The organism is Gordonia paraffinivorans NBRC 108238, from assembly GCF_000344155.1.
GTDB classification, from domain to species: Bacteria; Actinomycetota; Actinomycetes; order Mycobacteriales; family Mycobacteriaceae; genus Gordonia; species Gordonia paraffinivorans.
On sequence record NZ_BAOQ01000029.1, the window covers coordinates 24,912 to 39,784 of the forward strand.

Annotated in this window: 9 protein-coding genes; 3 read left to right on the forward strand and 6 right to left on the reverse strand. The window is 68.9% G+C overall.

The features are described from left to right. Nucleotides 1-93: 93 nt before the first annotated feature. Nucleotides 94-714 carry a MarC family protein gene (locus GP2_RS14565; protein ID WP_006901286.1) on the forward strand — a complete coding sequence of 207 codons (621 nt, stop codon included), beginning with the start codon at nucleotides 94-96 and terminating at the stop codon, nucleotides 712-714. 56 nt (nucleotides 715-770) lie between these two features. Continuing rightward, nucleotides 771-1,736, forward strand: a complete 966-nt coding sequence (locus GP2_RS14570) for a glycine betaine ABC transporter substrate-binding protein (protein ID WP_006901287.1) — start codon at nucleotides 771-773, stop codon at nucleotides 1,734-1,736. A gap of 76 nt (nucleotides 1,737-1,812) precedes the next feature. Here the strand turns inward: GP2_RS14570 and GP2_RS14575 are convergent, their stop codons facing one another. Then, complete coding sequence (locus GP2_RS14575; protein WP_006901288.1) at nucleotides 1,813-2,643, reverse strand: SDR family NAD(P)-dependent oxidoreductase; 831 nt, start codon at nucleotides 2,641-2,643, stop codon at nucleotides 1,813-1,815. A 35-nt stretch (nucleotides 2,644-2,678) separates the two neighbouring features. Further along, nucleotides 2,679-4,229 carry a flavin-containing monooxygenase gene (locus GP2_RS14580; RefSeq protein WP_006901289.1) on the reverse strand — a complete coding sequence of 517 codons (1,551 nt, stop codon included), beginning with the start codon at nucleotides 4,227-4,229 and terminating at the stop codon, nucleotides 2,679-2,681. Nucleotides 4,230-4,304: 75 nt separating this feature from the next. Between GP2_RS14580 and GP2_RS14585 the strand changes: the two genes are divergently transcribed. Beyond that, the gene (locus GP2_RS14585) at nucleotides 4,305-4,958 is read left to right on the forward strand and encodes a TetR/AcrR family transcriptional regulator (RefSeq protein WP_006901290.1); all 654 of its coding nucleotides are present in this window, start codon (nucleotides 4,305-4,307) and stop codon (nucleotides 4,956-4,958) included. A gap of 90 nt (nucleotides 4,959-5,048) precedes the next feature. Here GP2_RS14585 and GP2_RS14590 read toward each other — a convergent pair whose 3' ends face one another. The 4 genes from GP2_RS14590 to GP2_RS14605 all read right to left on the reverse strand — a co-directional run bounded on the left by GP2_RS14590 (nucleotide 5,049) and on the right by GP2_RS14605 (nucleotide 14,796). After that, nucleotides 5,049-8,858: a multifunctional oxoglutarate decarboxylase/oxoglutarate dehydrogenase thiamine pyrophosphate-binding subunit/dihydrolipoyllysine-residue succinyltransferase subunit gene (locus tag GP2_RS14590; protein WP_040527131.1), complete on the reverse strand. Its 3,810-nt coding sequence runs from the start codon at nucleotides 8,856-8,858 to the stop codon at nucleotides 5,049-5,051. A gap of 213 nt (nucleotides 8,859-9,071) precedes the next feature. Continuing rightward, entirely contained in the window at nucleotides 9,072-13,019 is a 3,948-nt protein-coding gene (locus tag GP2_RS14595; protein ID WP_006901292.1) for an ABC transporter ATP-binding protein, read from the reverse strand. Then, a complete protein-coding gene (locus tag GP2_RS14600; protein ID WP_006901293.1) occupies nucleotides 13,016-13,741 on the reverse strand; it encodes a hypothetical protein in 726 nt (241 codons plus the stop codon). Before GP2_RS14600 ends, GP2_RS14595 begins: the two co-directional genes overlap by 4 nt. Beyond that, nucleotides 13,738-14,796 (reverse strand): glutathione S-transferase family protein, encoded by a 1,059-nt coding sequence (locus tag GP2_RS14605; protein ID WP_006901294.1) that lies wholly within the window; start codon nucleotides 14,794-14,796, stop codon nucleotides 13,738-13,740. Before GP2_RS14605 ends, GP2_RS14600 begins: the two co-directional genes overlap by 4 nt. Between the last annotated feature and the right edge of the window lie 77 nt (nucleotides 14,797-14,873).

Here is a 14,873-nt window from a genome sequence, read left to right on the forward strand (position 1 = left end):
GATTGCCGATGCTACCCGCGCGGGCAGCACAGCCGGGCGCGTCGAGGCCGCAACCTCGCCGGTGCGAGGACGACGGCAAGTAGCATCGCGTCCGTGCCATTCGACGTCACCGTGTACACGACGACGCTGATCACGTTGATCGTCATCATGGACCCGCCCGGTCAGATCCCGCTGTTCCTGAGTCTGGTGGGGCAGCGCTCGCCGGAGTACCGGCGCCGCGCCGCGTGGCAGGCGCCCATGGTGAGTCTGCTGGTGATCAGCGTCTTCGCCATCGGCGGCAAGGCGATCCTGAACTACCTGCACATCGGCATCCCGGCGCTGCAGGGCGCTGGCGGCCTGTTGTTGCTGCTGGTGGCGCTGCAGTTGCTCACCGGCCTGGGCAATGCCGGCAACCCGAAGGCGTCGGAGGACGTCAACGTGGCCCTGGTGCCGCTGGGCACCCCGCTTCTCGCCGGTCCCGGTGCCATCGCGGCCGTCATCGTCCAGGTCAGCAGTGTGAACGGCGAGGCGGCGGGCTATCTGGCGATCGCGGCGGCGATCGTCAGCGTCCACATCGTGGTGATGCTCGTCCTGCGCTACTCGACCTTCTTGATCCGGGTCCTCGGGGTCGGGGGCATCACGCTGCTCGCCAAGATCGCGGGTCTGCTGCTCGCGGCGATCGCGGTCCAGCTCGTCGCCGACTCGATCATGGGCTTCATCGCCCAGGGGGCGTGACCGACCGGGGACGCTCCGGCACATGGGCGGGCCCGCGCAACCGATACGGTGGCAGGGTGCGAAAGAGTCACGTCGGCAAACGTCTCGCGGTGGTGACCGGACTGGTCGCGATGCTCGTCCTCGGGCTGACCGGATGCGGCGACGACGCGGGCGCGCCCCGCGCGCTGGTGATCGGCTCCGCCGACCAGCCGGCGATGCGCGTGATGGCCGAGATCTACACGGGCGCACTGCGCAACGTCGGGTCGGTGGTCTCCGACGACCATCCCCTCGGCGACGATGCGACGCTTCTCGAGGAGATGGACCGTGCCGAGATCGATCTCTTCCCGGCCTTCACCGGCGAACTGCTGTCGCTGCTCGCGCCGTCATCGACCGCGGTCGGTGCCGAGGAGGTGTACGTCGACCTGAACCGGTCGTTGCCGCAGGGGGTCTCCGTGGGCGACGAGACGCCGGTGTCGGATGCCCCGCAGCTCTTCGTCTCGACCACACTGGCCGGGACCCTCGGTGTGTCCGGCCTCGACGATTGCGCTCTGCTGCCGCCCGGACTGCCCGTCATCGTCACCTCCGACCCGGAGCCGTCGACGCTGAAGGCGTTCGCCGACGCCGGCTGCCGCCTGGGCCCGGTGGAGACGGTCCCGACCACCGGGCAGGTCCTGGTGCGCGCCTCGCAGGGCGACGCGATCGGGTTGCTGGCGCCGCTCGACATCGCCGGTGAGGACGCCGAGGGCGCGTCGTCGGACGTGCAGGCGCTTCGCACCCCGGCGGGTGAGGGGGAGAACGCCGACGAGTCGCGCGCCGGCGGGTCCGCCGAGAAGCCTCGCGACGCGGCGGTGTCCGGACCGCGAGCGGAGATGCTGGTGCCGGTGTTCCGGACGGCGGCGCTGAACCGGGACCAGGTCAAGACGATGAACAAGGTGGCCGGCGAGATCACCACCGCCGACCTGGCCACGATGGCCGGTGAGGTCCAGACCGGCGGCGATCCGCGCGAGGTCGCGCAGGAATGGCTGGCCGAGCACGGCCTCTAGACGGAACGGACAGAGAGAAACACACGTCGGCGGGTCCCCGACCGACCCGCCGACGTGTGAGCTCAGATCGCGCCCGTCACTTGGCCTTCGACAGCGCCCAGCTGGTCGCCTTCGCCGCCACCCACTGGTACTTGGAGGCGACGAGACGGACCGCGAGGTCGAGGACGACCGCATCGGCGCCGACCAGGACGCGCGCCTTGTTCTTCTTGACGCCGTTGATGATCACGTCGGCCGCATCCTCGCTCGACATGCGCGCGAGGTACTTGTCGAAGAAGGCGGCGGTGGCCTTCTGGTCGTGGTCGCCCGACACGGTGGCGTTGCGGGCGATCGCGGTCTTGATGCCGCCGGGATGCACGCAGGTCACCTTGACCGGGTGCTTGGCGATGATCATCTCCTGGCGCAGCGCCTCGGTGAAGCCGCGGACGGCGAACTTCGCCGAGTTGTATGCGGCCTGACCGGGTTCGGACAACAGGCCGAACAACGACGACGTGTTGACGATGTGGCCGTCGCCCGAGGCGATCAGATGGGGCAGGAACGCCTTGGTGCCGTTGACGACGCCCCAGTAGTCGACGTCCATCACCCGCTCGATGTCCTTGAACTCCATCTTCTCGACCTCGCCGTGATGCGCGATGCCGGCGTTGTTGAAGACGACGTTGACCACGCCGAAGTGGTCCTTGACCGTGTCGGCGTAGGTCAGCACGGCCTCGCGCTCGGCGACGTTGAGCAGTTGGGAGTGCACCTCGGCGCCGGCCGCCTTCACCAGGCGCTCGGTCTCGGCGAGCCCGTCCGGGGTGACGTCGGAGATCGCCAGGCGCGCACCCTCTTTCGCCAGCTTGACTGCGATGTCGCGGCCCATGCCCGAGCCGGCGCCGGTGATGACCACGACCTTGCCGCGGAAGTCCTTCATGAGTTTCTCCTCGATCGAGAGAGTCGGTGTGCCGGTCAGGCGGTGACGGTCGCGGGCTGATCGCTCGTCGTCGTGCCGTCGATGTCCGGGGCGGGCAGGCGGCGCGCTCCGCGGACCACATCGTAGGCAGCGATGTCGAAGTGGCGGGTCGCATTGCGGAAGGCGAAGGTGAATCCGGGCCACAGCGTGGTGATGTTGCCGTTGGCGTCCTTGTACCAGGAGGCGCAGCCACCGTTGACCCACACGCTGTTGCGCAGCTTGTGCTGGATGTCGGAGTTGAACTCCTGCTGGGCCGACAGCTTCACCTCGGTGCGGGTGATGCCCTGCGCCCGAACGGTCTTCAGGTAGTCGACGAGGTAGTTGAGCTGGGATTCGATCATGTAGACCATCGACGTGTGCCCCAGGCCCGTCGACGGCCCGACCATCAGCATCATGTTCGGGAAGCCGTGGACGAACGAGCCCTTGTAGCCCTGCATGCCGATCTCGCTCCACACGTCGGCGAGGCTGCGCCGGCCCGAGCCGACGATCTTCTCGAACACCGGGGAGTCGGTGACGTGGAAGCCGGTGGCGACGACGATGACGTCGACCTCACGGATGGTGCCGTCCTTGGCGACGACGCCGGTCGGCGTGATCCGCTCGATGCCGTCGGTGACCAGGTCGACGTTGGGCCGGGCGAGGGCCGGATACCAGTCGTTCGAGCGCAGGATGCGCTTGCAGCCGACCTGGAACGTGGGGGTCACCTTGCGACGCAGCTCGGCGTCGCGGCCGACGCCGCGCAGGATGTTGGCGCGGCACAGCAACTCGACCGGCTTGAGCGCGGCGGGGGAGTAGGTGAGGCCGAAGGCGGTCGCCTCGTTGGCCGCGTAGATGGTTCCGCGGACGGCGGACTGGTAGCCCGGGATGTTCTTGTAGGCCCAGTGCTCGAGCTTGGTGTACGGACGCTCGGTGCGGGGCACGATCCACGGGGCGGTGCGCTGGTAGACGTCGAGACGCGAGGTGATCTTGGCCAGCTCGGGCACGATCTGGATCGCCGACGCGCCGGTGCCGATCACCGCGACGCGCTTGCCGGAGTAGTCGAAGTCGTTGTCCCAGCGGGCCGAGTGGACGATCTTGCCCTCGAAGGAGTCGATGCCCTCGATGTCGGGGAGGTTCGGCTCGCAGAGGGGGCCGACGCCGCCGACGAGGATGTTGGCGCGGACCTGGCCCTTCACGCCGTCGCGCTCGGTGTCGATGATCCAGCGACCCTGCGCCTCGTTCCACTCCGCGTGGGTGACCTCGGTGCCGAACTGCGCCTTGGCAGGGATGCCGTGCTGCTCCGCGACGTCGTTGATGTAGGCGTGGATCTCGGGCTGGTGTGAGTACGACCGCGACCAGGTCGGGTTCTTCGCGAACGAGTAGGAGTACAGCTGGGAGGGCACGTCGCAGGCCGCGCCGGGGTAGGTGTTGTCGCGCCACGTGCCGCCGAAGTCGTGACCGCGGTCGAGGAGGACGTAGTCGTCGAACCCGTTCTGCTTGAGGCGGATGGCGGCACCCAGCCCCGAGAAGCCGGCGCCGATGATGGCGATCTCTACATCGTTCGTTGTCATGGTGACACCATAGGGGTGATACTGAACACGTGTCAATAGCTATTGAACAAGACTCAATAGAGGTAATCTGGGCCGGTGACCAGTAGAGGAACGTCCGAGGCCCCGGTGAGGGAGAACAAGAGTCCTTCCAAGCGCACCCGAATGAGCCCGGAGGCCAGGCGCGATCAGCTCCTCGAGTTCGGTCTGGAGATGGTCAAGGAGCGCCCTCTCGAAGAGATCACCATCGACGCCATCGCCGACGCGGCCGGGGTGTCGAGGGCGCTGTTGTTCCACTATTTCGCGTCCAAGCAGGACTACCACGTCGCCATCGCCCAGGCCCAGGCCGACCGGCTGCTGGCGTGCACCGAGCCAGACGACTCGCTCGGGGACCCCATCGCGATCCTGACCGCCTCGATGGAGGCGTTCGTCGACTTCGTGAGCGAGAACCGGACCGCCTACACGGCGTTGATCCGGGGTGCGTCGAGTTCCGACCCCGCGATGCGCGACGTCTTCGACCGCACCCGCGAGGTGATGGTGCAGCGGGTCCTCGACCACGCCCCGGGCTTCGGCGTCGAGGTCAGTCCCGCGGTCGTGTTGAGCGTGCACGGGTGGATCGCGTTCGTGGAGGAGACGGCGATCCGCTGGCTGACCGAGCCGACCGTGAGCCGCGAGGAACTGCTCGCCCTGATCACCGGAGCACTGCCGGCTCTCGCGACTGCCGCGGTCGGCGCCTCGGCCTCTGCGGTGTAGGCGCGGAGCCCCACCCGGCGCCGGGTGCACGACGAAGAAGAGAGGCCCTGCCGGATGATCCGGCAGGGCCTCTCTCATGTCTCGCGGAGACTACTCGGCGAATGCCTCGTCGAGGATCTCCTGCTGCTCGACCGCGTGCACCTTGCTCGAGCCCGACGACGGAGCCGACATCGCGCGGCGCGACACACGGCGCAGACCGCCGAGGATGTCCGGCAGGACCTCCGGCAGCCACAGGCCGAGGAACGGCCACGGACCCTGGTTCGCCGGCTCCTCCTGGACCCAGCGGAACTCCGAGGCGTTGCCGTACTGCTCCAGCGTCTTGCGCAGGCGGCGGTGCGGGACCGGGTAGAGCTGCTCGATGCGGACGATCGCGATGTCCTCGCGGCCGTCCTTGTCGCGGCGGGCGGCGAGCTCGTAGAAGAGCTTGCCGCTGACCAGCAGCACACGCTTGACCTTGCTGCGGTCGGCGCCTTCCTTGGCGAAGCGCGGGTCGTCGATCACCGAGCGGAACTTGTCCTCGGTGAACTCCTCGACCGCGCTGACCGCAGCCTTGTTGCGCAGCATCGACTTCGGGGTGAAGACGATGAGCGGGCGGCGGATGCCGTCGAGGACGTGGCGGCGCAACAAGTGGAAGTAGTTGGCCGGCGTCGACGGCAGGGCGACGGTCATCGAACCCTCGGCGCACAGCTGCAGGAAGCGCTCGATACGGCCCGAGGTGTGGTCGGGACCCTGGCCCTCGTGGCCGTGCGGCAGCAGCAGCACGACGTCGGACAGCTGGCCCCACTTGGCCTCACCGGACGAGATGAACTCGTCGATGATCGACTGCGCGCCGTTGACGAAGTCGCCGAACTGCGCCTCCCACAGCACGAGCGCATCCGGGTTGCCCACGGAGTAGCCGTACTCGAAGCCCACGACCGCGAACTCCGACAGCGGGGAGTCGTAGACCATGAAGCGGCCGAGGTCGTCGCTGCCGTCGAGGGGCTTCAGGTGGTTGAGCGGGGTGTACTCGGACCCGTTCTGCCGGTCGATGAGCACCGAGTGACGCTGGGTGAACGTGCCGCGTCGCGAGTCCTGTCCGGACAGGCGGACGGTGCGTCCCTCGAGGACCAGCGAGCCGAAGGCGAGGAGCTCGGCGAAGGCCCAGTCGATGTTGCCGTTGCGGGCCGCCTCGGCGCGACGCTCGAGGACCGGCTTGACACGCGGGTGCGGCGTGAAGCCCTCGGGCACGTCGACGAAGGCGTTGCCGATGGTCTCCAGGACGTCCTTGCCGACCGCGGTGACGAGCTTGGTCGGGAGGGTCTGGTCGGCCTCGACCGACGGCGAGGGCTCGGGACGGTACTTCTCGAGTTCCTTGACCTCGTTGAAGACCCGCTCCAGCTGGCCCTGGTAGTCGCGCAGGGCGTCCTCGGCCTCCTTGGTCGAGATGTCACCGCGACCGATCAGGGCCTCGGTGTAGCTCTTGCGGACACCGCGCTTGGTGTCGATGACCTCGTACATCGCCGGCTGCGTCATCGACGGGTCGTCGCCCTCGTTGTGGCCGCGGCGGCGGAAGCACACGAGGTCGATGACGACGTCCTTGTGGAACTTCTGGCGGTAGTCGACGGCGAGCTTGGCGACCCAGACGCACGCCTCGGGATCGTCGCCGTTGACGTGGAAGATCGGCGCGCCGATCATCTTCGCGACGTCGGTGCAGTACTCGGTCGAGCGGGAGTGCTCGGGCGCGGTGGTGAAGCCGACCTGGTTGTTGACCACGATGTGCACGGTGCCGCCGGTGCGGTAGCCGGGCAGCATCGCCATGTTCAGGGTCTCGGCGACCACGCCCTGACCGGCGAACGCGGCGTCGCCGTGCAGCATCAGCGGCAGCACGGGGAAGCCCTCGTCGTCGTCGCCGAGCAGGTCCTGCTTGGCGCGGACGAGACCCTCGAGAACCGGGTCGACCGCCTCGAGGTGGCTCGGGTTGGCGGTCAACGAGACGTTGATCTCGTTGTCGCCGAACATCTGGTAGTACTTGCCCTCGGCACCGAGGTGGTACTTCACGTCACCGGAGCCGTGCGCCTGCGACGGGTTCAGGTTGCCCTCGAACTCGGTGAAGATCTTCGAGTACGGCTTGCCGACGATGTTGGCGAGCACGTTCAGGCGACCGCGGTGCGGCATGCCGATGACGACCTCGTTGAGGCCGTGCTCGGCGCTCTGGTCGATGACCGCGTCCATCATCGGGATCACCGACTCGGCGCCCTCGAGCGAGAAGCGCTTCTGGCCGACGTACTTGGTCTGCAGGAACGTCTCGAAGGCCTCGGCGGCGTTGAGCTTGCTCAGGATGTACTTCTGCTCGGCCACCGGCGGCTTGACGTGCTTGACCTCGACGCGCTCCTGGAGCCACTTCTGCTGCTCCGGTTCGAGGATGTGGGTGTACTCGACGCCGATGTGGCGGCAGTACGCGTCGCGCAGGATCGCGAGCACGTCGCGCAGCTTCATCTTCTCCTGGCCGTGGAAGCCGCCGACCTTGAAGGTGCGATCGAGATCCCAGAGGGTCAGGCCGTAGGTCGCGATGTCCAGGTCCGGATGCGCGCTGCGGGCGTCGCTGTTCATCATCAGCGGATCGATGTCGGCCATGAGATGGCCGCGGCTACGGTAGGCCGCGATCAGCTCGAGCACGCGGGTGCTCTTGTCGACGAGTCCGGCGGGGATGTCCCGGCGCCAGCGGACCGGCTCGTACGGGACGTGGAACGCCGTGAAGATCTCGTCGTAGAAGGCGTCGTCGATCAGCAGCTCGTGGATGGTGCGCAGGAAGTCGCCCGACTCCGCGCCCTGGATGATCCGGTGATCGTAGGTCGAGGTCAGGGTCATCAGCTTGCCGACGCCGAGCTCGGCGATCTGCTCCTCGCTGGCGCCCTGGAACTCGGCCGGGTACTCCATCGCGCCGGCGCCGATGATGGCGCCCTGGCCCTTCATCAGGCGCGGCACGGAGTGCACGGTGCCGATGGTGCCGGGGTTGGTCAGCGAGATGGTGACGCCGGTGAAGTCGTCGGCGGTCAGCTTGCCGTCACGCGCCCGCCGGACGATGTCCTGGTAGGCGTTGTAGAACTCGGCGAAGCCCATCTGCTCGCACTTCTTGATCGCCGCGACGACGAGAGTGCGGTTGCCGTCCTTGCCGACCAGGTCGATGGCCAGACCGAGGTTGGTGTGGGCGGGGGTGACGACGTGGGGCTTGCCGTCGATCTCGGCGTAGTGCCGGTTCATGTTGGGGAAGGCCTTGATGGCCTGGACGATCGCGTAACCCAGGATGTGGGTGAAGCTGACCTTCCCGCCCCGGGTGCGGGCGAGGTGGTTGTTGAGGACGATGCGGTTGTCGATCATCGCCTTCGCAGGCACCGCGCGAACACTGGTCGCCGTGGGGATCTCCAGCGAGATCGCCATGTTCTTGGCGATGGTGGCGGCCGGGCCGCGGAGGGCCTTGTTGGTCTCCGCGGGCTCCTGGGCGTCCTTGGCCGCGGCCTTCGCATCGGCCTTGGGCGCGGGCTTCGAGGCGGATCGGGCCGAGCCGTCGCGACTGGCGATGCTGTGGCCGGACGCGGCCTTCGTCGCGGTCGACTCCTTGGCCGGAGCGGGCTTGCGGGGCGAGGCGGTCCGCGTCGGGGTCTGGTCGAGAGTGACCTGCTTGCTCTGGGGTGCCTGGGCGGGGCGGGCCGCCTTCGGGGCGGGGGTCCCGTTCGCGGAGGCGGGGGCGGCCTTCGCGCTGGGTGCCTTGCCGTTGGAGGCGGAGTCGCCGCCGGGTTGATAGTTCTCGAGGAGCTCGTGCCAACTGGGGTCCACCGAGCTCGGGTCTTCCTTGAATTGCTGGTACATTTCCTCGACCAGCCAGGTGTTCTGTCCGAAGTCAGAAGTCGAACTGCTGCTCACAGCGGTATCTCGCCTCAATTCCCTGAAGGTGCCGGGTTCTTCGCCACGCTGTCGTCTCTTGTGGAGACTATCGGTGAACCAACTGCCGATGCTACGCGTCGTCTACTGCGTCACACCCACCGACCTGCTACTACGGAGTCAGTTCGTGATCTGGGTGATTCGGCGCAGAGGGTTCGGTACGTGGAGGGGCGACGCGCGCCGTTGCGCGTCCTGTCAAATGCCCGCGTGCGGGTCGGTGTCCACCAGTTGTCTCGTGCTGTTGTCCGGACCGTGATCCGGGGTGGTGGACGCCTCCGCACCGGGCTGCGGTACCGGGTTCGGGAGTTCGACGTCGGGGGCTTCGTCGGGGTTGACGCCGGCTTCCCAGAATCCGCGGTACAACGTGTCCAACGCGAGCAACTGCTCATGTGTTCCGCGTTCGACGATTCGGCCTCGATCGACCACGGCGATGGTATCCGCGCGCGCCGCCGTGGCCAGACGGTGGGCCACGATCACCGACGTCCGCCGCCGGGTCATCGCGCGGCCAGCCGCCAGCACCTTCGCCTCGGTCGCCTGGTCGAGGGTCGCGGTCGCCTCGTCGAGCAGCAGGATGTCGGGGTCGACGAGTTCGGCCCGCGCGAGGGCGATCAGTTGCCGCTGTCCGGAGCTGAGGCCGCGGCCGCGTTCGCCGACGGGGTGGTTCATCGCGCCGGGGAGCGCGGCGATCATCGGCAGCGCGCCGACCGCGGCGGCGGCCCGGGCGATGGTCGCGCGGTCCGCGTCGGGGCGTCCGTAGGCGATGTTGTCGGCCACCGTCCCGGTGAACAGGTGCGGTTCCTGCGGCACCAGTCCCAGCCGGCGGCGGTAGTCGGAGAGCACGATGCCGCCGATGTCGGTGCCGTCGACGAGAATCCGCCCCGACGTCGGATCGTAGAAGCGGGCCAGCAGCTTCACGATCGTCGACTTGCCGGCGCCGGTGCGTCCGACCAGCGCGAGCGACGTGCCCGCCGGGATGTGTAGATCGACGTCACTCAGGGCATCGGCCCGGGTGCCCTCGTAACGGAATCCGACACCCTCGAAGTCGACCTTCCCGGCGAAACCGCCGGCGGGTGCGGGAACATCGTCCGGATCGGTCCGCAACGAACTGCGGGTCCGGAGCAGGTCGCCGATCCGGCGCAGGCCGACAGACGCCTGCTGGTAACCGTCGAAGACCTGCGACAGCTGCTGGACCGGGCCGAAGAGCATCGTCAGGTAGAGGACGAAGGCGACCAGCGTCCCGGCCGAGAGCGAGCCGCCGGCCACCAGGCCGGCGCCGACGCCGAGCGCGACGGCGGTGGCGAGATCCGACATCAGCGTGATCAGCGGGAAGTAGGTGGCGATCGCGCGCTGGGAGACCATGCGGGCGGCCACCCACTCCGCCGACCGCTGCGCGAAGCGTCGTTGCGCCGCGTCGGTGCGGAGGTAGGACTGGGTGGTCTTGATGCCGGCGATGTTCTCCTGGAAGTCGGCGTTGACCGAGCTGATCAGTTCGCGGGCGCGCGTGTACGCGCGGCTCGCCACCCGGCGGAACACGACCGTCGCAGCGATGAGGAACGGGAAGACCGGCAGTACCAGCAGGCCGAGGGACGGGCCGGTGATCAGCAGTGCCGCCATCACCCCGACGAGCGTGAGGACCGCGACCACCGCCGAGGTCAGGCCGGTCTGCAGAAATGACGACAGCGCGTCGATGTCGGTCGTCATGCGCGTCATGATGCGACCGGACAACTCGCGCTCGTAGTAGTCGAGGCCGAGCCGCTGGATGTGGGCGTAGCTGCGGATGCGCAGTCCGAACAGGACCCGTTCGCCCGCCCGCGTGGACGTCATGGTGAGTGCGGCGGCGGCAATCCAGCCGACGCCGACGAGGGCGAGACCGCCGAGTGCCGCCCACCAGAGCGTGAACGCGTCCTCGTGGCCGGCGGCGTCGATGACCGAGCGGGCGATGCTCGGGAAGGCCAGGCCCGCGAGGGTGTCGACGCCCACGGCCACGAGCGCCGCGGCGAGCAGCCAGGAGACCGGACGCAGGAGGCCGCGGAGTGTGAACACGGGGTTCTCGCGCCGGACCTCGGCCACGTCGACCCGGGGTTGCTCGTCGGCGGGCGGCAACAGGTCGAGTTGTTGTCGGAGCTCGGGGGTCTCGGGCATGGAGCCCAGCGCGCTGCCCATGCCCCCGCCCCGTGCCCCGGGGCGGGGCGTGGCGGGGGAGCCGGCCGGACCGGCCGCGTCCGAAGTCGCGAGATGCGTTGTGGGCCAGAGTTTCTCGATGTCCTCCGGAGTGGGCTCCGGCGGTGTCGGGATCTCGTCGTCGGCGTTTGGGTCGACGGTGACCGACGACATCAGCTCGCGGAAGCGAGGGGACGTCGCCTCGAGTTCGGCGACGGTGCCCACCGCCGCGATCCTGCCCTCGTCGAGCACCGCGACGCGGTCGGCGAGGACCAGCGTCGAGCGGCGGTGGGCGAGCACGAGCATCGTGCGCCTCTCCTCGCGCAGACGGCCGAGGATGCGGGACTCGGTCGATGCGTCGACGGCCGACGTCGCGTCGTCGAGGACGAGGATGCGCGGATCGGCGAAGAGTGCGCGCGCGAGCGCGATGCGCTGGCGCTGCCCGCCCGAAAGGGTGAGGCCACGTTCCCCGACCACGGTGTCGTACCCCTGTGGGAGTGCCTCGACGAACTCGGCGGCGTCTGCGGCCGCGGCCGCCGCGGCCACCCGCTCGTCGAGGGCCGCCCGTTCGGCGGGGGAGAGATCGGAGGTGTCCACTCCGGCGCCCATCGCGATGTTCGCGGTGATGGTGTCGGAGAAGAGGAAGGGCTCGTCGAAGACGACGGCGAGTGCACTGTGCAGCGCGCGCGGGGAGAGATCCTCGATCGGGTACTCGGCGTCGGGGCCGACGATCGCGATCGTGCCGCGGTCGGGCCGCTCGAACCTGCTGACGAGGTCGGCGATGGTCGATTTGCCCGACCCGGGCGGGCCGACGATCGCCACGCACTCGCCCGGCTCGATCCGCAGGTCGATCCCGCGCAGGACGGCGGGGGGATCGTCGGCGTCGTGGGTGTGATGGGCGAACGACACGTCGGCCAGTTCCACCCCGAGCGGGCCGTCGGGCAGGGTCCCGGTGGCCTCCTCTCCGGGATCGCGGGGATGGTCGATGACGTCGTAGACGCGCTCGACCGCGGCGCGGGCGAGTTGGGCGTTGACGATGAGATTGGTGAGCAGGCGTGCGATGCCGGTCATCGTCGTGACGTAGGTGGTGAAGGCGAGGAAGGTGCCGACGGTGATCGCCCCGGTCATCGTGAGGTGCCCGCCGAGGACGATGACGCCGACCATCCCCAGCTGCGGGATGGCGGCGAGGGTCGGGGTGAACCGGGAGTTGATGCGGGCGGCGCGCATCCGCCGGGAGAACAGCGTGCGGCAGCGGCCGACGAGGGTGTCGACGGCGCGGTCCTCCTGCCCGAAGCCCTTCACGACGCGGACCCCGGTGACGGTCTCCTCGACGTGCTGGGCGACGTCGGCGGCCGCCTGCTGGGCCGACCAGGTCGCGGCGAACAGGCGGCGCCGGGTGCGGAACACCTCGAGCGCGATGAGCGGGGCGATCACCAGCGCGACCACGGTCAGCAGCGGCGACAGGTAGGCCATGATCACCAGCGCGACCACCAGCTGCACCGCGGCGCCGAGTGACAACGGGGCCATGGCGAGCAGTCCCTGGACCACCTGGATGTCGGAGATGGACCGGGACACGATCTGGCCGGTGCGTATGCGGTGCTGGCTGCGGCCGTCGAGGTGCAGGAGGGTGTCGAGCAGGCGCAGTCGCAACGCGTTCTGCACGTTGACCGCGAGTCGGCCCGCGAAGAGGCGCCGACCGAGGTGGCACGCATAACGGACGACGGCGAACACGACCAGCGCCGTGACGAAGGTCGACAGTGCGAGGTCGTCGTCGACGACGCCGGTCGCCCGGTCCATGGCCCCCTTGGCCAGGAGCGGCAGGACGGCGTCGGCGGCCACTCCGAGCATGGTGACGGTCAGGGTCACCACGGCGATACGCCGATACCGCCAGGCCTCGCCCAGCAGTTTGCGTATCCAACCGGGCGAGCTGGTGACGGTGGTGTCGGGTGCTGCGGCGTCGGGCGTGGTGGGCTCCGATCTCACCGCGAGCCGGGCGGCAACCCGTCGGAGTCGCCCACGACCTCGGCGTCGAGCACCCAGAACGGCGGCGGAGGACCGAAGGCCTCCCGCGCGTTGTGGATCACCTTGCGGCCCAGCGCCCGGCTGCCGGCGCCGCCGATGACGGCGCCGATCCCCGCGGGCATGAGCTTGCCGACGATGAGCGGCGCGCGCCGGATCGCGTACTTGCGGACGAGTTTGTTGACCAGGGTCTTGTTGAGCCTGGTCATCGCGCCCGACGGCAGTGCGACACCGCCGAGGCGGCGCAGCGGGCCGCCTCGGGTGCCGACCACCCGGCCGAGTGCGAGGACGCCCTCCTCGCCGAGCGCCACCGTCAGCACCAGGGCCTTGCGACGCTCGGTCTCGTGCAGCGCGATGCCGTGGACCTCGGCGATCGACAGCGCGAGCAGGGCCGACGCCTCGAGGAAGAACGCGGTGTCGCCGGTCAGCGCGCCGAACGCCGTCATGGTCCCGACGCCGGGGATCGCCGCTGCGGCGCCGACCGCCCCTCCCGACCCCGTCACCGCGGCCAGGTAGCGCTTCTCGAGGCGTTCGATGATCTGCGCGGGCGTCTCGTCGGGATACTTGCGCCGCAACGAGTCCACGTACTTCTTGACCGCCGGGGCCTGCAGGCGCTGCGCGCGGTCGAGGAGGCCTCCGGTGACCTCGACGGCCTTGCCCGGGGCCTTGGGGGTGGTGTCTGTCATGAGCGCGGTACCCAGTTCTCTTCGGGCACGACCTCCTCGGGTCGTGGCGGGCCGGGCGGGGTGCCGTCGCCGAACGGACGGCCCCCGAGTTCCTCGCGGTGATGCGGGGTCAGCCACCCGCGCAGGTCGGGCCCCTTGGGCACGATCTGCGTCGGGTTTATGTCGGTGTGGACGATGTAGTAGTGCTGCTTGATCTGGGTGAAGTCGGTGGTGTCGCCGAAACCCGGGGTCTGGAAGAGGTCGCGCGCGTACGCCCACAGCACCGGCATCTCGCTCAGTTTGCTCCGGTTGCACTTGAAGTGGCCGTGGTAGACCGCGTCGAAGCGGGCGAGGGTGGTGAACAGGCGGATGTCGGCCTCGGTGATGGTGTCACCGACGAGGTAGCGCTGCGCAGAGAGCCGCTCGGACAGCTCGTCGAGCTTGGCGAACAGTCGGTCGTACGCCGACTCGTAGGCCTCCTGGCTGCCCGCGAAGCCGCAGCGATAGACGCCGTTGTTCACCTCGGTGTAGATCCCGTGGCTCACCTCGTCGATCTCGTCGCGCAAGGGTTCGGGGTAGAGATCCGGGGCGCCCTCGCGGTGGAACGCCTTCCATTCCAGCGAGAAGTCGATGGTGATCTGCGGGAAGTCGTTGGTCACGACCTCTCCGGTGGTGGTGTCGACGATGGCCGGCACCGTGATGCCCTTCGGGTACCCGGGGAACCGCTTCTCGTACGCGTCCTTGAGCCGGGGGATCTTCAGGACCGGGTCGACGCCGCCGGGATCGAGGTCGAAGGTCCACGAGTTCTTGTCGTGGGTCGGTCCGCAGAGTCCGAGGGAGATCGCGTCCTCGAGCCCCAGCAGGCGCCGGACGATCAGCGTGCGGTTGGCCCAGGGGCAGGCCCGGGCGGCGATGAGCCGGTACCGGCCCGCCTCGACCGGGTAGCCGTCGCGACCGTCCGCGGTGATGCGCGTCTCGATGTATTTCGTGTCCCGGACGAACTCCTGCCCGGTCATCACGTAGCTACCCTGCGCGTCGGTGCCGGCAGGGGTGGATTCGTCCGGCGATGGGGTCATGGGCTCCACAGTAATGATGCGCGTCGACAGACGCCGCGACCTTGACACTCGCGAATATTCCAGCTGGAATATTCGGC